General features: G+C 59.7%; 16 protein-coding genes. 10 read left to right on the forward strand and 6 right to left on the reverse strand.

Going from position 1 to position 22,258, the window contains the following annotated elements:
• Positions 1-118: 118 nt before the first annotated feature.
• From AACY11_RS01895 to AACY11_RS01905, 3 genes are all read right to left on the reverse strand, one after another.
• Positions 119-3,793, reverse strand: coding sequence for a translocation/assembly module TamB domain-containing protein (locus tag AACY11_RS01895; RefSeq protein ID WP_339493737.1), 3,675 nt, complete (start codon positions 3,791-3,793; stop codon positions 119-121).
• On the reverse strand, positions 3,790-5,517 hold the full coding sequence (locus AACY11_RS01900; RefSeq protein WP_339431995.1) for an autotransporter assembly complex protein TamA: 1,728 nt from the start codon (positions 5,515-5,517) through the stop codon (positions 3,790-3,792). Before AACY11_RS01900 ends, AACY11_RS01895 begins: the two co-directional genes overlap by 4 nt.
• Before the next feature lie 66 nt (positions 5,518-5,583).
• Positions 5,584-6,234, reverse strand: coding sequence for a GNAT family N-acetyltransferase (locus AACY11_RS01905; protein ID WP_221730419.1), 651 nt, complete (start codon positions 6,232-6,234; stop codon positions 5,584-5,586).
• A gap of 241 nt (positions 6,235-6,475) precedes the next feature.
• Here AACY11_RS01905 and xthA point away from each other — a divergent pair, with 241 nt between their 5' ends.
• Positions 6,476-7,288, forward strand: coding sequence for an exodeoxyribonuclease III (gene xthA / locus AACY11_RS01910; RefSeq protein WP_339493738.1), 813 nt, complete (start codon positions 6,476-6,478; stop codon positions 7,286-7,288).
• A gap of 187 nt (positions 7,289-7,475) precedes the next feature.
• Entirely contained in the window at positions 7,476-8,810 is a 1,335-nt protein-coding gene (locus AACY11_RS01915; protein WP_339431993.1) for a phosphate ABC transporter substrate-binding/OmpA family protein, read from the forward strand.
• 68 nt (positions 8,811-8,878) lie between these two features.
• Here the strand turns inward: AACY11_RS01915 and AACY11_RS01920 are convergent, their stop codons facing one another.
• Complete coding sequence (locus AACY11_RS01920) at positions 8,879-10,108, reverse strand: acyl-CoA dehydrogenase (protein ID WP_221730422.1); 1,230 nt, start codon at positions 10,106-10,108, stop codon at positions 8,879-8,881.
• 171 nt (positions 10,109-10,279) lie between these two features.
• On the opposite strand from AACY11_RS01920, the gene AACY11_RS01925 reads away from it, so the two are divergent.
• The 3 genes from AACY11_RS01925 to AACY11_RS01935 all read left to right on the forward strand — a co-directional run bounded on the left by AACY11_RS01925 (position 10,280) and on the right by AACY11_RS01935 (position 12,650).
• A complete protein-coding gene (locus tag AACY11_RS01925) occupies positions 10,280-11,209 on the forward strand; it encodes a LysR family transcriptional regulator (RefSeq protein ID WP_339493740.1) in 930 nt (309 codons plus the stop codon).
• Positions 11,210-11,282: 73 nt separating this feature from the next.
• A complete protein-coding gene (locus tag AACY11_RS01930) occupies positions 11,283-11,684 on the forward strand; it encodes a MerR family transcriptional regulator (RefSeq protein ID WP_339431991.1) in 402 nt (133 codons plus the stop codon).
• A 66-nt stretch (positions 11,685-11,750) separates the two neighbouring features.
• A complete protein-coding gene (locus AACY11_RS01935) occupies positions 11,751-12,650 on the forward strand; it encodes a hydroxymethylglutaryl-CoA lyase (RefSeq protein ID WP_339466306.1) in 900 nt (299 codons plus the stop codon).
• A gap of 665 nt (positions 12,651-13,315) precedes the next feature.
• Here the strand turns inward: AACY11_RS01935 and AACY11_RS01940 are convergent.
• Complete coding sequence (locus tag AACY11_RS01940; RefSeq protein WP_339493741.1) at positions 13,316-15,013, reverse strand: AMP-binding protein; 1,698 nt, start codon at positions 15,011-15,013, stop codon at positions 13,316-13,318.
• Positions 15,014-15,307: 294 nt separating this feature from the next.
• On the opposite strand from AACY11_RS01940, the gene AACY11_RS01945 reads away from it, so the two are divergent.
• The 4 genes from AACY11_RS01945 (at position 15,308) to AACY11_RS01960 (ending at position 20,972) form a co-directional block, all read left to right on the forward strand.
• On the forward strand, positions 15,308-16,471 hold the full coding sequence (locus AACY11_RS01945; protein WP_339431988.1) for an isovaleryl-CoA dehydrogenase: 1,164 nt from the start codon (positions 15,308-15,310) through the stop codon (positions 16,469-16,471).
• 12 nt (positions 16,472-16,483) lie between these two features.
• Positions 16,484-18,091: a carboxyl transferase domain-containing protein gene (locus tag AACY11_RS01950; RefSeq protein WP_339493742.1), complete on the forward strand. Its 1,608-nt coding sequence runs from the start codon at positions 16,484-16,486 to the stop codon at positions 18,089-18,091.
• A gap of 116 nt (positions 18,092-18,207) precedes the next feature.
• On the forward strand, positions 18,208-19,023 hold the full coding sequence (locus AACY11_RS01955; RefSeq protein ID WP_339431987.1) for a gamma-carboxygeranoyl-CoA hydratase: 816 nt from the start codon (positions 18,208-18,210) through the stop codon (positions 19,021-19,023).
• Complete coding sequence (locus tag AACY11_RS01960; RefSeq protein ID WP_339493744.1) at positions 19,023-20,972, forward strand: acetyl/propionyl/methylcrotonyl-CoA carboxylase subunit alpha; 1,950 nt, start codon at positions 19,023-19,025, stop codon at positions 20,970-20,972. The genes AACY11_RS01955 and AACY11_RS01960 overlap by 1 nt, the downstream gene beginning before the upstream one ends.
• Before the next feature lie 39 nt (positions 20,973-21,011).
• Here AACY11_RS01960 and AACY11_RS01965 read toward each other — a convergent pair whose 3' ends face one another.
• Complete coding sequence (locus AACY11_RS01965; RefSeq protein ID WP_339466311.1) at positions 21,012-21,668, reverse strand: LexA family protein; 657 nt, start codon at positions 21,666-21,668, stop codon at positions 21,012-21,014.
• 130 nt (positions 21,669-21,798) lie between these two features.
• Between AACY11_RS01965 and AACY11_RS01970 the strand changes: the two genes are divergently transcribed.
• Positions 21,799-22,137 (forward strand): DUF6124 family protein, encoded by a 339-nt coding sequence (locus tag AACY11_RS01970; protein WP_339431984.1) that lies wholly within the window; start codon positions 21,799-21,801, stop codon positions 22,135-22,137.
• Positions 22,138-22,258 lie beyond the last annotated feature (121 nt).

Raw genomic sequence — 22,258 nt, forward strand, 5'->3', positions numbered from 1 at the left:
ATGCACCCCTGTTATCTTCGGGCAGCCTTATACCGCAAAGCGTTCGAGTTGCGGTGAGTCTAATTCATTCTGGAAAAGCCGGATCGCAGTGTCGCGACCCGGCTATGGGCAACGCGAGCTAGAAATCGCGCTTGTAGAAGATATCCAGCGAACTGGCGACACCGCTGGCGGCTTCGACATAAACCTTCTTGCTCAACTTGTAGCGCAAGGCAATGGTGCTGGCCGGTTCAAACACGCCAACGCCGTAGCGCAAACTGAGCTTCTCGGAGATGTTGCCGCTGGCCACCACACTGGTGGTGGTGCCGCTGCCCTGGGTGTCGAGCTGGAAGTCCTGAATCCCCAGGTCTTTGGCCAGACTGCTGGTCACCCCGGAACTGCCCATCAAGCCAAGGCCCAACGCCGCTTGCGCGAGCATGTTGTTGTCCTCACCGCTGGTGCTCAGCGGACGCCCCAGGACCAGATAGGACAGCGCCTGCTCCTGGCTCATCGCCGGTTCCGAGAAGATCTGCGTGGTCGGTTGCTCAGCACTGCCGCTCAGGCGAATACCGGCGATCACGTCGTCAGTCTGGCGAATCGCTTCGATGTCCAGATACGGCTGATCGATGGGACCTGCAAACAACAGACGCGCACGCCGCACCGTCAACCGCTGCCCATAGGCGCGGTATCTGCCATCGTTGAGCCACAACTCGCCACGCGTGTCCATGTTGTCGCCGATGTGCACACGCCCTTTCAGGTTGGCCGTGAGGCCGAACCCGGCGAAGCTGAGTCTGTCGTCACCGACCACCACGTCAATGTCCATTTTCATGGCCATCGGCGGTTTGCCCTCTTCGGTCTGCGCGCCGACGATGATCGTGTCATCAGAGACTTTTACCGTCGATGGCGGCAATTCACGCACGGTGATTTCGCCTTTGGGCACCAGCACCTTGCCGGCAATCTTCAGCTCGTCGCCCGCCATGGAAATCTTCAGGTCCGGCGCCACTTCGAGCTTGGCGTACGGTTCGACGTTAACGGGTAACTGCATACCCTTGAGCGCCAGATCGACCATGAGTGCCTGGCCCCAGGCAACGTTGCCATTGAGACTGCCCTGCCCGGTCTTGCCGCTTTTCCAGCCGCCGTCGAGGCGTATCGATTCCCCGGCGATGACCGCTTGCAGTTGCAGATCCTTGAGTTCCATCGGCAACTCGGCACCGGACACTTCGCCTTCACTGAGCTTTACCGTGCCGTTGACCAGCGGCGCCAGCAGCCCACCGGATATCGTGCCGCTGCCGTTGAGGTGGCCGGTGAGTTTCTCGACCATGGGTACAAACGGCCGCGCCACCGACAGATCCAGCCCGGTGAGACGGAAGGTACCGCTCAGGGGTTTGTTCTTCGGCAAGGGATTGAGCTGCGCCTGCACACCCAATTCACCAAGTTTGCCGCCGACGAAGTTGAGGTCGGTGTCAATGCGCTTCGGTGTGAGTTTGCTGGTGAGCTTGAGGGTCTGGTAAGGGAAATCCAGCCACTGATCCTTTTCACGCACGCGCAAGGTGCCGCCGCTGGCATCGACGCTGATCACACCGTTCGGGCCGCTGGCCGGCAGGTCCAGTTTTAGATCGGCGTTGAGCTTGCCCTGCCACGCGAAGTCCTTGGGCAACCACTGCGCCAGGCTTTCAATCGGGAACTGCTTGAGGTGGTAGCGCAGTTTCGGATCGGGCATCAGCCGTTGATCCTCACCGCACAGGCTGGCGCTGCCGGACACCCAGCAATGCGCGCCAAAATTGATTTTGCCGTCGGCCAATCGTTCCAGCCTGGCTGGGGTTTGCAGCTTCCAATCCTGGCCACCGGCCTGAATGTCACCGCTGGCCAGGCGTCCACGCCAGTTGCCCTTGTCCAGATTGCCGTCCAGGCCCAAGGCCAGTTTCAGCTTCGGTCCGAGCAGGTCGAGGCTGAGTTTCTGGTTCTTGATGTCGCCCTGAGCGCTGGCGGTCAACACGCCCAGATTGGTATCGCCGGCCTGAATGCCGCTGCCCTTCAGATCGATTTTCGCCCGCTGTGCACTGTCGAGCGTGGCGTCGAGGTTGAGGCTTTGCAGGCGATTGTCCTGGAAGGCCAGTTGCGAACCTTGCAGGCCGAGTTTGCCTTGCGGCGCTTTCAAGGTGCCGGCGACGTTGACCTGACCGTTGACCTGCCCGCGCAGTTGCGGCCAGAGCTGGGCCAAGCGCGTCAGCTTGATGTCGATCTGCCCGGTGAGTTTCTCTTGCAGGCTGCCCTTGCCGTTGATGCTGTTGCCGCCGAGACGGATGTGCAGGGCGTTGAGGGTCCACTGTTCGCCAGCACCGTCAGCCTTGGCTTGCAGCACGGCCGGTTGGCCACGCAGTTTGCCTTTGAGATCGAGGTCGGCGGTCAGGCTCAGGCGTTCGTTCTTCAATTCACCTTTGCTGTTCAGCGGCCCTGCCAAGGTGCCCGGCAGTTCCGCGACCCAGTACGCCGGGTTCAACGCCGACAGATCTAGCGCGGTGTCCCAGGCAATGCCATCGGCGAACTGCACGTTGACATGACCTTCGGCCTTGCCCTGCCCCGCTTCCATTTTGAATTGCGGGAGGGCGATCTGTTTCAGGCTGCCGCTGAACGGACTGCTCAGGCTGAACGCCCCCGCCGGGCCATCCAGCGCGGCGGCGAAATTACCGATGTATTGACCGTCGGTGTAGGAGACTTCGCCATTGAAGGTGCGCAAAGCGACTTCTGGCTCGTCGATCACCGGATAAAGCCGATGCCACGGAAAGTCCTGCCAATTGATGTTGGCCTGAGCGGTGATGCCTTTGCTCCAGTCAACACTGCCGGTCAGCTTGAGGCTTTGCTTGTCATTGGCGCTCAGGTCAAGGCCGGCGATTTGCGCGCCGCTGGCGTCGACCTTGCCTTTGAGTAACAGTGCCACCGGGCCTTGTTCGGCAGGCAGCGTCGCGTGACCGAGCAACTGGTAACCGTCTTTCAGGTTGCCTTCACCGGTCAGCAGCAGTTGATTGAGTTGCAGGGTGTCTGGCAGGTCGGCGCTCGGTTTGAACGTCTCGCTGGTGATGCGCACTGTGGCCGGCAGATTATCTGCCAGCGGTTGCAGCTCACCACTCAACTGGCCATCGAGGTAGCCACGGCTGTCGGCGTGCAGGTTGAGGGTCTTGAGCAAATCGCCGTCGACTTTCAACGCCAGTGTCCAGGGATCGCTACTCGGCGAAGGTAAAGTCAGATCACCGGCGATGTTCAGCGGCCAGTCGGCGGTCGGCTGCAACAGGCCCGACAGGTTCAGGCTGAGGTCGTCGCGCTGCAATTTCACGCTGTCGATCTGCAGGCCCTTGGCCGTCCAGTGCGCCGCCAGTTTCAGGCCTTTGAGTTGCTCGCTGCCGTTGAACAGCAAACTGCCAACCTCGACGTCGCCCAACTCGATAGCCACCGGCAATTGCAGATCCGGCAGTTTGATCGGGCCGCTTTCGGTGGTCTCTTCGCTCGGCGGGAATTGAAGGATGACCTGATCAGCCTTGAGCTGTTCGATGCACAACGTCATGCGGGTCAGGCACAGCGGTGACCAGGCGAAGATCGGTTTGTCCAGCTCGACACGACTGCTGTCCTGCTGCCACACCAGATGGTCGGCGCTCCATTGTCCGCCGAGGCGACCCTGGAAATTTTCCACGCTCAAGCCCGGCACCCGACTCAGCGCCCAACGGCTGCCAGCCTGCGTACCCAACACCGCAGCGATGCTCAAAACAATCAACATCACCAGCGCCAACAGGGCCAGCGCCGTTATTTTCAAACCACGCTTCACAGCTCAGGCCCCATGGAAAAGTGCAGCCGGAAGCCGCCATCGTCGTCCAGCGCGTGGGCCAGGTCGAGGCGGATCGGCCCCACCGGTGAAACCCAGCGCACACCGATGCCAACCCCGGTCTTGAGGTTCGGCAGTTCGAGTTTGTTGAAAGAGTTGCCCTGATCGACGAACGTCGCGACGCGCCATTTTTCGGCGACCGAATATTGATACTCGACGCTGCCGGCGACCATGTAGCGGCCACCGATGCGGTCACCCTTGGAGTTTTCCGGCGACAGGCTCTGGTAGTCGTAACCGCGCACACTTTGATCACCACCGGCAAAGAAACGCAGCGACGGCGGCACCGAGTTATAGCCATTGGTGGCGCTGCCGCCGACCTGCACGCGACCAAGGAAGCGATGCTTGTCGAACACCGTGGTCAAGCCTTTGACCAACGCGGTGCCATACAGAAGATTGTTGTCGGAGCCGACGCCCTCTTTCGCCACTTTGCTTTCAAAGGCCAGGCGATAACCGTTGTGCGGGTCGATGCGGTTGTCGCTTTTGAGGTACGAATAGCTGATGCCAGGCATCAGCAGGGTACTCAGGCCGGAGTCATCACCGAGTTCGTATTCTTCGCGCTGCCATTTCAGCGAGATCACCCGTTGCCAGCCGCTGGGCAACTTGCTGTGCCATTCCGGGCCGAAGGTCAACAGCTTGCTCGACGTGTCGGAGCCATCAATGTCTTCAAACTGATAACCGCCGGCCCAACGCAGTTTGTCGGTCAGCGGCGGGTCGAGTGGAATGTCATAGAACAGCCCGACGTTTTGCCGCGGCGCCGAGAGTTCGGCTTCCCAGCCATAGCTGTCGCCCTGCGGATTGACCCAGTGGCGCGTCCAGTTGGCCTTGATTCGCGGCCCGACGTCGGTGGAGTAACCGAGGCCCAGGCCCATGGTGCGCGGCTTGCGGGTGTCGAGTTTGACGTCCACCGGGATCACGTCGTTTTTCGCAGCAGTCGGGGCGGCATCGACGCGCACGCCTTCGAAATAGCCACTTGATTGCAGATTGCGGTTCAATTCGGCGATCAACTCGGAATCGTACGGTTCACCTTCCTTGAACGGCACCATGCGTTGCAGCAGGTCTTCGTCGAACGGCGTGTCGCCCTCGAAACTGACGGTGCCCAGCGCATAACGCGGGCCGCTTTCGTAGATCAATTCGACGTCGGCAATCCCGGCGCGGGGATCCACCAAGAGTCTTTGACGGGTGAAGTGGCCGCTGAAAAAACCGAAGCGCGAGGCCTGATTCTGGATCAGCCGTTTGGCGTCTTCGTAACGGCCATGATTGAGTACCGCACCGGGCTTGAGCACGTCGCTTTTCGGCACACGAAAGGATTTGAGAGCGGCTGCGGGGCCGTCGACGCGAATGGTGACATTGCGCAGGCGAATCGGCTCACCGGGATCGATGTTCAGCACCAGGCGCGGTTTGGCCCCGCCCTTGACCTTACTTTCAATCTGCGGCTGGTAATAACCCAATGCCTGAGCGGCCTTGCGCGCCTGCTCTTCGGCGCCGCGACTGAAGCGCTGCAAGGCTTCTTCGTCACGGTCGCCCAAGCCGCCGATATACCCTTCTATATTGGCTTTGAGTTCATCGTTGGACGGTTTGATTCGCACGTCCAATTCACTTTGCGCCAGCGCCGCGCAGCTGGTTAACAGCACGAGCACGCCACTGGTAAATCTTCCTGGAAACTTCATAGGCGCGGATGCTATCACGGGCTTGGGAGCGTGATAGAACAGGAAATTTCCCAAGAAGTTCGATTGTTATGCTGTTGCAGTTTGTAACAGCTGCGGATTGGCGTGGAAAAAAACATGTTCGCGCACCGGACCGACGGCAACTTCGCCAATTTCCTGATAACCCTGACGTTTATAGAAGTCCAGGTAACGCGGATTGCCGGTGTCGAGCACCACGCCTTGGGAGGTTTCGTCCACCGCGCACCAGTTGTGCACAGCCGTCAGCAATTGTTCGCCGAAGTGTTTGCCCTGGAACTGCGGATGAACCCCCAGCAGCGGCAGCATGTGCACCGAATCGCCGGGCACGCACGCGGACACGGCATCGTGATATTCCAGATAGCGCCGAGTGCAACGCAAACCGGTGCTGAGCACCATGCGCAGGCGCCACGCCCAACTGTCGGTGATGCCCAAGCGACGTTGCGGCGGCGCGATCAGGGCGATGCCGATCAAGCGGTCGTTGACCAACAGGCCAATGGCCGGCAGATCCTGCAGGAAGTGTTGCTTGACCAGTTCCCTCACCGTCGCGCGCACCCGCTGCTCATAGCCGGGACGCTCGGCTTCGAACAGGTAGCCGAAGGTCGGCTCGTGGCGATAGGCCTGATACAGCAGTGATCGGGCTTCGCGCGAATAACCGCGGTCGAGCATGTGGATGTCGGCGATGGCGGTCTGGGTTTCAGGCATGACGGTGATTCTCCCCGGGGCGCAGCTCAAATGGCTGCGCTCTTGTTGGTACGAACCTTTTGGTGTTGGCGCAGTTCCCCTCAGGTATAGACCAACTCGGGATCTTCATCGACTGGGCGGGCCTCTTCGCGAGCACGCCCAGGCAACACACATCCCACAGACCAGAATGATTTCTCCCACCCCACACTGGCCCCCATCCCACATGTCAGCTAGCATCGCCCTTTTGCCAGGACTGCCGACCATGAAGATTGTTTCCTTCAACATCAACGGACTGCGCGCCCGTCCGCATCAGCTGGCAGCGCTGATCGAAAAACATCAGCCGGACGTGATCGGCCTGCAGGAAACCAAAGTCCACGACGACCAGTTTCCATTGGAAGACGTGCGCGCCCTGGGCTACCACGTCTCTTACCATGGCCAGAAAGGCCATTACGGCGTCGCCCTGCTCTCGCGCCAGGAACCGATTGCCATCCATAAAGGTTTCGCCACCGATGAAGAAGACGCTCAGCGCCGTTTCATCTGGGGCACCTTCGCCGACGCCAAAGGCGTGCCGGTGACGATCATGAACGGCTACTTCCCTCAGGGTGAAAGCCGCGACCATCCCACCAAATTCCCGGCCAAGCAGCGTTTTTACAGCGATCTGCAAGCACTGCTGGAAAGCCAGTTCCACAACGAACAGCCGCTGGTGGTGATGGGCGATGTGAACATTTCCCCAGAAGATTGCGACATCGGCATCGGCCCGGACAACATGAAGCGCTGGCTGAAAACCGGCAAATGCAGCTTCCTGCCGGAAGAACGCGAATGGATGGCACGCCTGAAAAACTGGGGCCTGACCGACAGCTATCGCCACCTGAACCCGGACGTGACCGACATGTTCAGCTGGTTCGACTACCGCAGCCGTGGTTTTGAAGACGAACCCAAGCGTGGCCTGCGCATTGACGTGATCCTGGCCTCCAACGGCCTGCTGCCACGGGTGAAAGCGGCGGGCGTGGACTATGAATTGCGCGGCATGGAAAAACCGTCGGATCATGCGCCAATCTGGCTTGAATTGAGCTGATCCCGGACATCACACATTCCCCTGTGTGCGGGCATGCTCGCGAATTCGGTGTATCCGTTGACGACAATCCAGCTGATACGCCGCCATCCGCGAGCACGCCCGCGCCCGGGCTGAGGCGCTGTAATCTTTTGGTCATGCGACTGACTTAATCTCCCCGGCAATCCCCTTGGCTTGATTCGGTGCCGGCATGATCCTGCGTGTTCTGTTCGTTTTTCTATTGAGTGCAGGGCTGACGGTCTCTGCCGCTGCCCTGCCGATACCCGAAAACGGCCCGGCGTTGCGCATTCAAGGCTCCAACACCATCGGCGCTGAACTCGGCCCGGCGCTGGTCGAAGGTCTTTTGCAGGAACAAGGCCTGCTGAAAATCCACCGCGAGCCCCCGGATACCGCCAACGAACAACGCATCGTCGGCCTGACCGCACAAGGTAAACGCGTCGTGGTGGAAGTCGCCGCCCACGGTTCCAGTACCGGTTTCGCCGCGTTGAAGAACGCCAGCGCCGATCTGGCGGCCTCCTCCCGCGAGATCAAGGACAGCGAGTTGCTCAGCCTGCAATCGCTGGGCGACCTGAAAAATCCCGCTGCCGAGCAAGTCATTGCCATCGATGGTGTGGCGATCATCCTTCACCCCGACAACCCGCTGCAGCAACTGGACACCGAACAACTGGCGCGCATCTTCAGTGGCGAGGTGAAAACCTGGAAAGACCTCGGCGGTCGTGACGGCCCGATTCATTTATATGCGCGGGATGATCAGTCCGGCACGTACGACACGTTTAAGGAACTGGTCCTCAGCCCTCGTGGGAAAAATCTGAGCATTGAGGCGAAAAGGTTCGAATCCAGCGAGCAGTTATCCGACGCCGTGAGCAGTGACCCGCAAGGCATTGGCTTCATTGGCCTGCCTTATGTGCGTCAGGCAAAAGCCGTGGCAATCGCTGATGGCGCTTCGCAATCGATGCTGGCGCTTAACAATCTGATTGCCACCGAAGACTATCCGCTGTCCCGACGGCTGTTCTTCTATCTGCCGCCAGACAGCAAAAACCTGTGGGCGAGAGCGTTGGTGGCATTTGCGCAAAGCCCTCAGGGCCAGACGATTGTCGCCGCCAACGGCTTTATCAGTCAGACCGTGCGGGCGATGAGCGTCACTCCCAACTCGCTGATGCCCGAGGGCTATCAATCCCTGAGCCGCCACGCCCAACGTCTGACCGTGAACTTCCGTTTTGAAGAGGGTAGCGCCAGCCTGGATAACAAGGCGCGGCAAGATCTGGCACGGGTGCTCGACTATATAAAGGGTCACGACAAGACCGATCGCGCGGTAACACTGGTGGGGTTTGGTGATGCCAAGGATGACCCGGCGCGCGCGGATCTGCTGTCCAAATTGCGGGCGATGGCGGTGCGGCGCGAATTGGTCAAGAACGGCGTGGTATTGCGTGAGGTTCGTGGCTTTGGGGCGCTGATGCCGGTGGCGACCAACAGTGCCGATGAAGGCCGGATCAAGAATCGGCGAGTGGAGGTTTGGGTGTATTGAGTGCTCATTGGCACCTGCATTGACGTCTTCGCGAGCAAGCTCGCGAAGAACGATAACGCGGCGCGGGATCAGCGCTCGCTGCGCAGCATTTCCTTCGGCACATATTTGCCGATCTCGAACTTGCCGATCGCCGCACGGTGCACTTCGTCCGGGCCATCGGCCAGCCGCAGGGTGCGTTGCATGGCATACATGTAGGCCAGCGGGAAATCGTTCGACACCCCGGCCCCGCCGTGGATCTGAATCGCTCGGTCAATCACGCGCAATGCCACGTTCGGCGCGACGACTTTGATCTGCGCGATCTCGCTCTTGGCGACTTTGTTACCCACGGTGTCCATCATGTACGCCGCTTTCAACGTCAGCAAACGGGCCATGTCGATTTCCATTCGCGAGTCGGCGATTTTGTCGATGTTACCGCCCAGGCGTGCCAGCGGTTTGCCAAATGCCGTGCGGTTCACCGAGCGTTTGCACATCAACTCCAGCGCCCGTTCAGCCATGCCGATCGACCGCATGCAGTGGTGAATCCGGCCGGGGCCAAGTCGGCCCTGAGCAATTTCGAAGCCGCGTCCCTCACCGAGCAGGACGTTTTCGTACGGCACGCGCACGTTGTCGAACAACACTTCGGCGTGACCGTGCGGTGCATCGTCGTAGCCAAACACCGGCAGCGGACGGACGATTTTCACTCCGGGGGTATCGACCGGCACGAGGATCATCGAGTGCTGGGCGTGGCGCGGCGCATCAGGGTTGCTCAGGCCCATGAAGATCAGGATTTTGCAACGCGGGTCGCAGGCGCCGGAGGTCCACCATTTCTTGCCGTTGATCACCCACTCGTCACCATCACGCACAGCGCGGGCGGCCATGTTGGTGGCGTCGGACGAGGCAACGTCCGGCTCGGTCATGGCGAACGCCGAGCGGATCTCGCCGCGCAGCAGCGGTTCGAGCCAGCGCTGTTTCTGTTCTTCGTTGGCGTAGCGCACCAGCACTTCCATGTTGCCGGTGTCCGGCGCCGAGCAGTTGAACGGCTCTGGCCCCAGCAAGGAGCGGCCCATGATTTCCGCCAGCGGTGCGTATTCGAGGTTGGTCAGGCCGGCGCCGAGTTCCGACTCGGGCAGAAACAGGTTCCACAGTCCTTCAGACTTGGCCTTGGCTTTGAGCTCTTCCATGATCGCGGTCGGCTGCCAGCGGTCGCCTTCGGCAACCTGGCGTTCAAACACGGCTTCGGCCGGGTAAACGTAAGTGTCCATGAACGCGGTCACGCGCTCACGCAGTTCTTGCACCTTGGGCGAATAAGCGAAATCCATGGGCAGTACCTTCTTTTTCGAGAGGTTGTTCAGGTCATGCAATCGATGCTAGAACAGCGTTGATAATTTACCTAGCCTATTCTCGGCGTGTATAAACATTCATCACCGATATATGATCCAGTGATCGTCAGCCCCTAAAACACCTGCCCTTAAAACAAGAGAAGCCGCGTTATGAATCTGAGCAAGGTCGACCTCAACCTTTTCATCGTCTTTGACGCGATCTACACCGAAGCCAACCTGACCCGCGCCGGGCAGATTGTCGGCATCACTCAGCCGGCGGTGTCCAACGCATTGGCGCGGTTGCGCGAGACCTTCAACGACCCGCTCTTCGTGCGTACGGCCCAGGGCATGGTGCCGACGCCGATGGCGCAGAACATCATCGGCCCGGTGCGCAACGCGCTGTCGCTGTTGCGAGTGTCGGTTCAGGAAAGCCGTATTTTCAACCCGGCGCAAGCGGCCAAGACCTATCGCATCAGCATGACCGACCTCACTGAAGCGGTGATTCTGCCGCCGCTGTTCCAGCGTTTGCGCCGACTGGCACCGACAGTGATCATCGAAAGTTTTCTGTCCAAACGCCGGGAAACCACCAAGGAACTGGCGGCCGGGCGACTGGATTTTGCCGTCGATGCGCCACTCAACACCGACCCGCAGGTGCGCCACGTCAAGCTGATGGAAGACCGCTACGTCTGCGCGATGCGCAAGAGGCACCCGATGGCTGGCAAGGAAAAACTCAGCCTCGATGACTATCTGTCGCTGACGCATATCCACATTTCCAGCCGTCGCAGCGGCTTGGGTTATGTCGATCTGGCCCTGGGCAAAATGGGCATTCAGCGCAAGATCGCCCTGCGCTCCCAGCACTACCTGATGGCATCCCAAGTGATGCAGCAGACCGACATGGTCATGACCGTGCCGGAGCGTTTCGCCCGTCGGCATGAACTGCATGCGTTTAATTTGCCGGTCAACGATGTGCCGCCGGTGGAGACTCACCTGTATTGGCATGAAAGCACCGATCAGGACCCGGCCAACCGCTGGATGCGCGAACAGATGATCGAGTTGTGCCAGCAGGTGACGGCGCATGAGAAAAAACTGGATAAGGTGTAAGGCATTGCGTCGCTTGACGTAAACGTAAAGCAGCCATTAGCTTAGCGCCAAGCCCCTATTTCCGAGCGCTTTCATGAGCAGCCAGACCTACAGCATTTCCGACCTCGCCCGTGAACTGGACATCACCACACGGGCGATCCGCTTTTATGAAGAGCAAGGCCTGCTCAGCCCCGAGCGCCGAGGCCAGGAACGCATCTATTCGCCACGCGACAAAGTCAGCCTGAAGCTGATCCTGCGCGGCAAGCGCATCGGTTTCTCGCTGGCCGAATGTCGCGAATTGATCGAGCTCTACGACCCGTCCAGCGGTAACACCAAACAGCTCAACAGCATGTTGGCGAAAATCAGCGAACGCCGCGAACAGCTAGAGCAGCAGTTGCTCGACATCGAACAGATGAAGCTGGAACTCGATACCGCCGAAGAACGCTGCGTACAGGCACTGGAGCTGACACTCAAGAGCCAGCAGATAGCGCAGTAATTGAACACAACATCTCCCCGCTCCCACGAGGGGGTCATCTCGAATTCAAAAGAACAGGTCCGCCCAATGTCCCTCCCCTCCGAAGTACGCCTGATCGAAGTCGGCCCGCGCGATGGCCTGCAGAACGAAGCCCAGCCCATCAGCGTCGCTGACAAGGTGCAACTGGTCGATGCCCTGAGCGCCGCAGGTCTGGGCTATATAGAAGTCGGCAGTTTCGTCTCGCCCAAATGGGTCCCGCAGATGGCCGGTTCTGCCGAAGTCTTCGCGCAGATCCAGCGCAAACCCGGCGTGACCTACGGCGCACTGGCGCCGAACCTGCGCGGCTTCGAAGACGCTATCGCGGCCGGGGTCAAGGAAGTCGCGGTGTTCGCCGCCGCGTCCGAAGCGTTCTCGCAGCGCAACATCAATTGCTCGATCAGTGAAAGCCTGGCGCGGTTTGCCCCCATCATGGATGCGGCGAAACAACACGGCGTTACCGTGCGCGGTTACGTTTCCTGCGTGCTTGGCTGCCCTTATGAAGGCACGGTCGCGCCAGAGCAAGTGGCCATGGTTGCCCGGGAGTTGTACGCCATGGGCTGCTATGAAGTATCGCTGGGCGACACCATCGGCACTGGCACGGCTGGCGCGACCCGGCGTCTGTTCGACGTGGTGTCGGCACAAGTGCCACGGGACAAACTCGCCGGGCACTTCCACGACACTTACGGCCAGGCCATGGCCAACATCTACGCCAGTCTGCTCGAAGGCATTGCGGTGTTCGACAGCTCTATCGCCGGACTCGGCGGCTGCCCTTACGCCAAAGGCGCGAGCGGTAACGTGGCGACCGAAGACGTGGTGTACCTGCTCAACGGCCTGGGGATCAAAACCGGTATCGACCTGGACGCCTTGATTGACGCAGGCCAGCAGATCAGCGCGGTGCTCGGTCGCCCGAGCGGTTCGCGTGTGGCCAAGGCACGTAGCGCACAGTAATGAGGGACGGTGTTACCGCGGTGTCGCCAATGTGGGCTTAAACGAGTAACACGGAAACAAATTGTCTGGCTTTGACAGAACGAAAAAAACAAGAGAAACGCCAAGCTATTGATTTATATAGCTTTTTTAAAGTTGGCACGCGTTCTGCTATCTCTATGGCATAACAAGAATAAAAAGCAGCAAACCAATAAAAATAAGACGTACCGACTCTGACATAACAAGAACAACACGGCAGAGACGCAGCTAACAGATTTTTTTGGAGAAGGTGTGCTTTTCAGGGTGCTCTCAGGAGTGACCCGCAACCGGGCAGAGAACAATAAAACTACCTTCAGGTAGCTCCCGAATCGGTTGGATCGTTTAACGAGAAAGCAAATCAGCGCTCAAAAAAATACGTTTGCTCTTGACCCCGGATGGGGGTCGCCAAAAAAGCGGTAGAAGGCCACGGTTGCTAAAAACAACAACAGACCGAGCCTCAATAATAAAAAGAGCACGCGACGACAAAATTAAAGGGGAGCCTCGGCTCCCCTTTGTGCTTTCTGCCATTCTTGTTTCACAACCGACCTTTTGTGGGAGCAGGCGTGCTCGCGAAGGCGCAGGTTCCGTCGACACCTATGTTTCTGACACTGCGCTATCGCGTGCAATCCTGCCCCCACCGTTGAATGTTTTCAGGCCTGCTTTTCTCTCAACTCCTCGATACTGATCTCGCGCATCCTGAATTTCTGGACCTTGCCGGTCACCGTCATTGGAAACTCCTCCACGAACTTGAAGTGCCGCGGCGTCTTGAAGTGCGCGATGCGCTCCTTGCACCAGGTTTGCAGTTCCAGCTGCGAAGCGCTGTGACCGGGATGGAATTTGATCCAGGCGACGATCTCTTCCCCGTAACGCGAACAGGGAATGCCGATTACCTGCACGTCCGCCACTGCTGGATGGGTGAAGAAAAATTCTTCCAGCTCGCGCGGATAAACGTTTTCGCCACCCCGGATGATCATGTCCTTGTTACGCCCGGCGATGTTCACGTAACCCTCGTCATTCATGCTCGCCAGATCGCCAGTGTGCATCCAGCCCGCGTCATCGATGGCCTCGGCCGTGGCTTGCGGGTTGCCCCAGTAACCGAGCATTACGCTGTAACCGCGAGTGCAGAGTTCGCCGATGGTGCCTCGGGGTACGAGGTTGCCAGCCTCATCGATGATCTTGCTTTCCAGTTGCGGCTGGGTGCGGCCGACGGTGGTCACGCGCAGTTCCAGTTCGTCATCTGGACCGGTTTGCAGCGATACCGGGCTGGTTTCGGTCATGCCATAAGCGATTTGCACTTCGCTCATGTGCATTTCGTTGATCACCCGACGCATGATTTCAATCGGACACGTGGCGCCAGCCATGATCCCGGTGCGCAGGCTCGACAGGTCGAACCCGGCGCGCTGCGGTTGATCGAGCATGGCAATAAACATGGTTGGCACGCCGTACAGCCCGGTGGCTTTCTCTTCGGCGACGGTTTGCAGGGTCAATAGCGGATCAAAGGCGTCACTGGGGTAAATCATCGTACTGGCGTGGGTGATGCAGCCCAGGTTGCCCATGACCATGCCGAAACAGTGGTACAGCGGCACCGGAATCACCAGCCGATCAAGGGGCGTCAGGCCAATACTTTCGCCGACCATGTAACCGTTATTGAGGATGTTGTAGTGACTGAGGGTCGCGCCCTTGGGAAAACCGGTGGTGCCGGAGGTGTACTGGATGTTGATGGGTTGATCCAAGTGCAGGCTGTTGCTGCGGTCGCGTAATTGCTCCAGGGGGACACTGGCTGCCAGATCGGCCAGTTGCGACCACGGCAGAAAACCTGAAGGGGGCTGCGCATCGAGACTGATCACTCCGCGCAAATCCGGCAGGCGCTCGCTGCGCAACTGGCCGATCGATTGCTCGGCCAGTTCCGGCGCCAGCCCCTGCACCATGGCGTGGTAGTTGGAGGACTTGAACGACCCGGCGCAGACCAGCCATTGGCAGCCGGATTGCTTCAATACGTATTCAAGTTCGGAGCTGCGGTAGGCCGGGTTTATGTTGACCAGGATCACACCGATTTTTGCCGTGGCGATTTGCGTGATGCACCACTGCGCGCCATTCGGCGCCCAGATACCGAGGCGGTCACCCGTCTGCAATCCCAATGCGAGCAAGGCCCTGGCATGCAGATCCACGGCCTCCCCCAGTTGCCGCCAGGAATAGCGCAACTGCTCATGACGCACCACCAGCGCCTCGCCGTCCGGGTATTGCGCCACAGTCTGGTCGAACTGCTGACCGATGGTCATCGCCAGCAAAGCTTGCTCCTGGGAGCCGCGAGTGTAGCTGCGCTGCGGGTTTGCACTGGGTTGATCCATGATGACCCCTATTGTCTTTATTAGTGGGTTTACCGGAGTTCTATTTTTGATGGGAGCGGGCTTGCTCGCGAAGGCAGTGTGTCATTCAACCAATATGGCGACTGAACCACCGCCTTCGCGAGCAAGCCCGCCCCACAAAAGACAATCCGTTTTCGATCTTGAACGACTCCTACTCTCGCTCAAGTTGACGTTAACGTAAAGGGTGATTGACAGTCATTCATCGCAGGCTTACGTTAACGTAAAGGTGAGAGCCGACCGCCCTCCCCACCCTACAAAAAAGCCAAAAGGTGACCCATGAGCTACCCATCCCTGAACTTCGCCCTCGGTGAAACCATCGACATGCTGCGCGATCAGGTTCAGTCCTTTGTCGCCGATCAGATCGCCCCGCGTGCTGCGCAGATCGATCACGACAACCTGTTCCCGGCCGACATGTGGCGCAAGTTCGGTGACATGGGCCTGCTCGGCATCACCGTGCCGGAAGAATACGGCGGTGCAGGCCTGGGTTATCTGGCGCATGTGGTCGCGATGGAAGAAATCAGCCGCGGCTCGGCCTCGGTGGCGCTGTCCTACGGTGCGCATTCCAACCTCTGCGTCAACCAGATCAACCGCAACGGCAACCACGAACAGAAAATCAAATACCTGCCCAAGCTGATCAGCGGCGAGCACGTCGGTGCTTTGGCGATGAGCGAGCCGAATGCCGGCTCCGACGTGGTTTCGATGAAGCTGCGCGCCGACAAACGCGGCGACCGCTTCGTCCTCAACGGCAGCAAAACCTGGATCACCAACGGCCCCGACGCCAACACCTACGTGATCTACGCCAAGACCGATCTGGAAAAAGGCCCGCACGGCATCACCGCGTTCATCGTCGAGCGTGACTGGAAAGGCTTCAGCCGCAGCAACAAGTTCGACAAGCTCGGCATGCGCGGCTCCAACACTTGCGAGCTGTTTTTCGATGACGTCGAAGTGCCGGAAGACAATATCCTCGGCGCCCTCAACGGCGGCGTGAAAGTCCTGATGAGCGGCCTCGATTACGAACGCGTCGTACTGTCCGGCGGCCCGACCGGGATCATGCAGTCGTGCATGGACCTGATCGTGCCGTACATCCACGACCGCAAGCAGTTCGGCCAGAGCATCGGCGAATTCCAGCTGATCCAGGGCAAAGTCGCCGACATGTACACCCAACTGAACGCCAGCCGTGCCTACCTCTATGCAGTGGCTCAGGCTTGCGAACGCGGTGAAACCACGCGCAAGGACGCCGCCGGGGTGATCCTCTACACCGCCGAGCGCGCCACGCAAATGGCCCTCGACGCGATCCAGATTCTTGGCGGCAACGGTTACATCAACGAATTCCCGGCTGGCCGCCTGCTGCGTGACGCCAAGCTGTACGAAATCGGCGCAGGCACCAGTGAGATCCGTCGCATGCTGATCGGTCGCGAACTGTTCAACGAAACCCGCTAAACGGAGCTGACCATGGCTACCCTGCACACTCAGCTCAATCCTCGTTCAGCGGAATTCGCCGCCAACAGCGCAGCGATGCTCAAACAAGTCGACGCCCTGCACACCCTGCTCGCCCAAGTGGCCCAGGGCGGCGGCGCGAAAGCTCAGGAGCGTCACACCTCACGCGGCAAACTGCTGCCGCGTGAGCGGATCAACCGCTTGCTCGATCCGGGCTCGCCGTTTCTGGAAATCAGCCCACTCGCGGCTTACGCCGTTTATGGTGAGGACGTGCCAGCCGCCGGGGTGATTGCCGGGATCGGCCGCGTGGAAGGCGTCGAATGCATGATCGTCGCCAACGATGCGACCGTAAAAGGTGGCTCGTACTACCCGCTGACGGTGAAGAAACACCTGCGGGCCCAGACCATCGCCCAGCAGAACCGGCTACCGTGCATTTACCTGGTGGACTCGGGCGGCGCCAACCTGCCGCGTCAGGACGAGGTGTTCCCGGATCGCGAGCACTTCGGGAGGATTTTCTTCAACCAGGCCAACATGAGCGCGATGGGCATTGCGCAGATTGCCGTGGTGATGGGGTCGTGCACGGCGGGCGGCGCGTATGTGCCGGCGATGGCCGATGAAGCGATCATGGTGCGCAATCAGGCGACGATTTTCCTCGCCGGCCCGCCGCTGGTGAAAGCCGCGACCGGTGAAGTGGTCAGCGCCGAAGAGCTGGGCGGTGCCGATGTGCACTGCAAGATTTCCGGGGTCGCCGACCATTACGCCGAGAGCGACGAACACGCCCTCGCCCTTGCCCGCCGCAGCGTCGCCAACCTCAACTGGCGCAAACTCGGCGAAGTGCAGCAGCGCACGCCGATTGCTCCGCTGTACGCCAGCGACGAGTTGTATGGCGTGGTTTCGGCGGACGCCAAGCAACCGTTCGATGTGCGCGAAGTGATTGCGCGGTTGGTCGACGGTTCGGTGTTCGATGAATTCAAGGCGCTGTTCGGCACCACGCTGGTGTGCGGTTTCGCACATCTGCACGGGTATCCGATCGCGATTCTCGCCAACAACGGCATCCTCTTCGCCGAAGCCGCGCAAAAAGGCGCGCACTTCATCGAACTGGCCTGCCAGCGCGGTATTCCACTGCTGTTTTTACAAAACATCACGGGCTTCATGGTCGGTCAGAAATACGAGGCGGGCGGCATCGCCAAGCACGGCGCAAAACTGGTCACCGCCGTGGCGTGTGCAAAGGTGCCGAAATTCACCGTGATCATCGGCGGCAGCTTCGGCGCCGGTAACTACGGCATGTGCGGCCGGGCCTACGATCCGCTCTTCCTGTGGATGTGGCCGAATGCGCGGATTGGCGTGATGGGCGCCGAACAGGCAGCAGGCGTGCTGGTGCAGGTCAAGCGTGAACAGGCCGAACGCAGCGGCCAGGCCTTCAGTGCGGAACAGGAAGCCGAGATCAAGCAGCCGATCCTCGACCAGTACGAAGAGCAGGGTCACCCGTACTACTCCAGTGCACGCCTGTGGGACGACGGCGTCATCGACCCGGCGCAGACCCGCGATGTGCTGGCCCTGGCCTTGTCCGCGTCACTGAACGCGCCTATCGAACCGAGCCGCTTTGGCGTGTTCCGGATGTGATGTTTTGTGGGCGCAGGTTTGCTCGCGAAGACGGCGGCACATCCACTATGGATGTGACTCAATAGACGCTTTCGCAAGCACGCCCGCTCCCACAAGGACCGTGGAGATGGACGAATATGAGCGATTTCAACACCCTCGAACTGCACAGTGACCCACGGGGTTTCGCGACGCTGTGGCTCAACCGTGCAGAAAAGAACAACGCCTTCAATGCCCAGATGATCCGCGAACTGATCCTGGCCCTCGACAAGGTTGCCAGCGATACCAGCCTGCGCTTCCTGCTGCTGCGCGGCCGTGGCCGGCACTTCAGCGCCGGCGCCGATCTGGCCTGGATGCAGCAATCGGCCGAACTCGACTACCACACCAACCTGGACGACGCGCGCGAGCTGGCTGAGCTGATGTACAACCTCGCCAAACTGAAAATCCCGACGCTAGCCGTGGTGCAAGGCGCAGCGTTCGGTGGCGCATTGGGCCTGATCAGTTGCTGCGACATGGCCATCGGCGCCGATGATGCGCAGTTCTGCCTGTCGGAAGTACGCATCGGTCTGGCGCCGGCGGTGATCAGTCCGTTCGTGGTGCAAGCCATCGGTCAACGCGCAGCACGTCGTTATGCCCTGACCGCCGAGCGTTTTGGCGGCCAGCGAGCGCGAGAACTCGGTTTATTGTCCGAGAGCTATGCGGCCGTTGAGCTGGAGCAACAGGTTGAGCAATGGATCGACAAGCTGCTGCTCAACAGCCCCGCTGCGCTGCGCGCCAGTAAAGATCTGCTGCGCGAAGTCGGCAACGGCTCACTGACCCCGGCCCTGCGCCGCTACACCGAAAACGCCATCGCGCGTATCCGCGTCAGCCCCGAAGGCCAGGAAGGCTTGCGTGCCTTTCTGCAAAAACGTCCGCCGAACTGGCAAGCCGCAACCACCACCAAGGAGCCGCGTTGATGAGCGCACCTGTTCTCACCACCCTGCTGGTGGCCAACCGTGGCGAAATCGCTTGCCGGGTCATGCGCACCGCCAAAGCCTTGGGCCTGACCACTGTCGCGGTGCACAGCGCTACCGACCGTGAAGCGCGGCACAGCCGAGAAGCGGATATCCGTGTTGATCTCGGTGGCAGCAAAGCGGCTGACAGTTATCTGCAAATCGACAAACTGATCGCGGCGGCCAAGGCCTGCGGCGCTCAAGCGATTCATCCGGGTTATGGTTTTCTTTCCGAAAACGCCGGGTTCGCCCGCGCTATCGAGGCGGCGGGCCTGATATTTCTTGGCCCACCCGCGTCCGCCATCGACGCCATGGGCAGCAAATCAGCCGCCAAAGCGCTGATGGAAACCGCTGGTGTACCGCTGGTGCCGGGTTATCACGGCGAAGCACAGGATATCGACACCTTCCGTGACGCCTGCGAACGCATCGGTTACCCGGTGTTGCTCAAGGCCACGGCCGGTGGTGGCGGCAAAGGCATGAAAGTGGTTGAGGACGTCAGTCAACTGGCTGAAGCCCTCGCCTCCGCTCAGCGTGAGGCGCAGTCGTCATTCGGCGACTCGCGGATGCTGGTAGAGAAATACCTGCTCAAACCCCGTCATGTGGAAATCCAGGTGTTTGCCGATCAGCACGGCCATTGCCTGTACCTCAATGAGCGTGACTGCTCGATTCAACGCCGCCATCAGAAAGTGGTCGAAGAGGCCCCGGCACCGGGCCTGTCGCCGCAACTGCGCAAGGCCATGGGTGAAGCGGCGGTGCGTTCGGCACAGGCCATCGGTTACGTCGGCGCGGGGACGGTGGAGTTTTTGCTCGACGCACGCGGCGAATTCTTCTTCATGGAGATGAACACCCGGCTGCAGGTTGAGCACCCGGTGACCGAGGCGATTACCGGTCTTGATCTGGTGGCCTGGCAGATCCGCGTGGCCCGTGGTGAAACGCTGCCGATCACGCAGGATCAAGTGCCGCTTGACGGCCATGCGATTGAGGTCAGGTTGTACGCCGAAGACCCTGCAAATGATTTTCTGCCGGCGACTGGCCGCTTGCAGCTGTATCGCGAATCGGCTGAGGGGCCGGGGCGCAGAGTCGACAGTGGCGTTGAAGAAGGTGATGAAATTTCGCCGTTCTATGACCCGATGCTCGGCAAGTTGATCGCCTGGGGCGAGGATCGTGAACAGGCGCGCCTGCGTTTGTTGTGCATGCTCGACGAATTCGCCATTGGCGGGTTGAAAACCAACATCAACTTCCTGCGACGCATCATCGCTCACCCGGCGTTTGCGGCAGCAGAACTGGATACCGGGTTTATTCCGCGTTATCAGGAGCAGCTACTGCCGCCGCCGGGCGAGTTGAGCGATGCTTTCTGGGATGCAGCGGCGCAGGCGTTCGCGCAGAGTCTGCCGGGCGTTATGCGGGCGGACGATCCTTCTTCGCCGTGGTCGCTTAACAGCGGATTGCGCACCGGCCTGCCGAAGGAATTCACCCTGCACTTGAGCTGTGAGGGCCAGGATCGAGCGCTGACGCTGAGTTCAGGTGGCAACGCCACACTAACGGGCGAGACGCTGGTGGTTGAGCAAGAGAACGTACGTCGCACGTTGCGCGCTATTCGTCAGGGAGATTCGCTGTATCTGCGCTGGGATGGCGAGTTGCGGCGTATCGAGGCGTACGATCCGATCAGTGCGGCCGAAGCCAGTCACACTCATCAGGGCGGTCTGACTGCGCCAATGAACGGCAGCATCGTACGGGTATTGGTCGAGCCCGGGCAGAAGGTCGAGGCCGGTGCGCAACTGGTGGTGCTGGAAGCCATGAAGATGGAACACAGCATCCGCGCACCACATGCCGGGGTGATCAAAGCGCTGTATTGCCAGGAAGGCGAAATGGTCGGCGAAGGCAGCGCTTTGGTTGAACTGGAAGAAGCGTGAGTGAAGGATCGATCCTGCGCCTGGCGAGGATCGATCTGACTAGAAACGCGCCGTAGCCTGTACCACGACGCCGATGATTCGACATTCATCGGTAAACAGGGCCTTGGGCCAGGTCGGATTGAGCGGCACCAGATAACGCTGGCCGCCCTCTTCGTCGAGCTTGCGAAAAATCGCTTCATCGCTGCCCGCCCACTGGGCAATCACCAGCTTACCAGGCACGGCCTCGACCTCTGGATCCACCAGAATAAGCATGCCTTCGGCAATACTCTGACCGCTGGGAGCGGTCATCGAATTCCCTGCCACCGTCAGCCAGAACGCCGCACCACGGGCATGATAATCCGTGAGTGCGAACCGCTGCCTGGCTGACGCCGGGGCATAGGCGGATCCGTTCTCGCGCACCTCGCAGGGTGTCTGCCAGTCGCTGACCGGGTAACGAAAGTACGGGTTGTACTTCTGCGCCAGCGGCATCTCGTCATCCGGCGTCACCTGCGGCTCACGAATCACCAGCACCACTTCAAGGAAATCCATGCCGAGCGCTTGCAGCACGCGGTTCATCTGCGTGATACCGGGTTCGCGACGTTTGTTCAGCCAATGACCGATGCCCCCCTGGGACATGCCGACGCGCTCTCCGAGCTCTGTTTGAGTGATTTTGAGCTCACTCATCTTGGCCTTGACCAACTCAATCCATTTATCCATGTGCGGCACCTTACTCGGACACCTCCGGCCAACAAAACACATATTGTAGTATTAAAAATGTGGTCACAACTACGCATCGTACTATTCTGAAGGCACGGATTATCAATCGAACAAGGAGCGGCCTTTCATCATGAATATCAGCAGCAAAGACTTGCCCGATCTGCAGATGGACACCACGTTTACTTCACCACAAGGCAACGCCGCGGCGCAGCGAGCCTTGGATTATTACTTGAAACCAGCTGTGTCAGAACCCGAGGTCGATGAGCGTTTTTTCGATGTCAAACAGCATCTCAGTGGCGAAGAAGCCTTGGTGCACGCCTCCGATCTGTTGCGCTGCGCGGCCGCCACTGCTTTCAAGGCTGCGGAAAACCTGCAAGGCGCGAATCGCGACCTGGCGTTTTCAGTGGTTCATATGGTGGATATGGCGCGGGCGATGGTTGACCACTCGCTCGATGGCGATGAAGTCTGAGGAACGGGGGACGATCGTGCGGGAAAGAGTTTTCCAATCGCACAGATAAAAACATTTGACTTGCAAATGATAATGATTATTATTGCAAGCAACTGATCGCGAGATCAGTCGATGGACCAGA

Source organism: Pseudomonas sp. RA_105y_Pfl2_P56, from assembly GCF_963970845.1.
GTDB lineage: Bacteria > Pseudomonadota > Gammaproteobacteria > Pseudomonadales > Pseudomonadaceae > Aquipseudomonas > Aquipseudomonas baetica_A.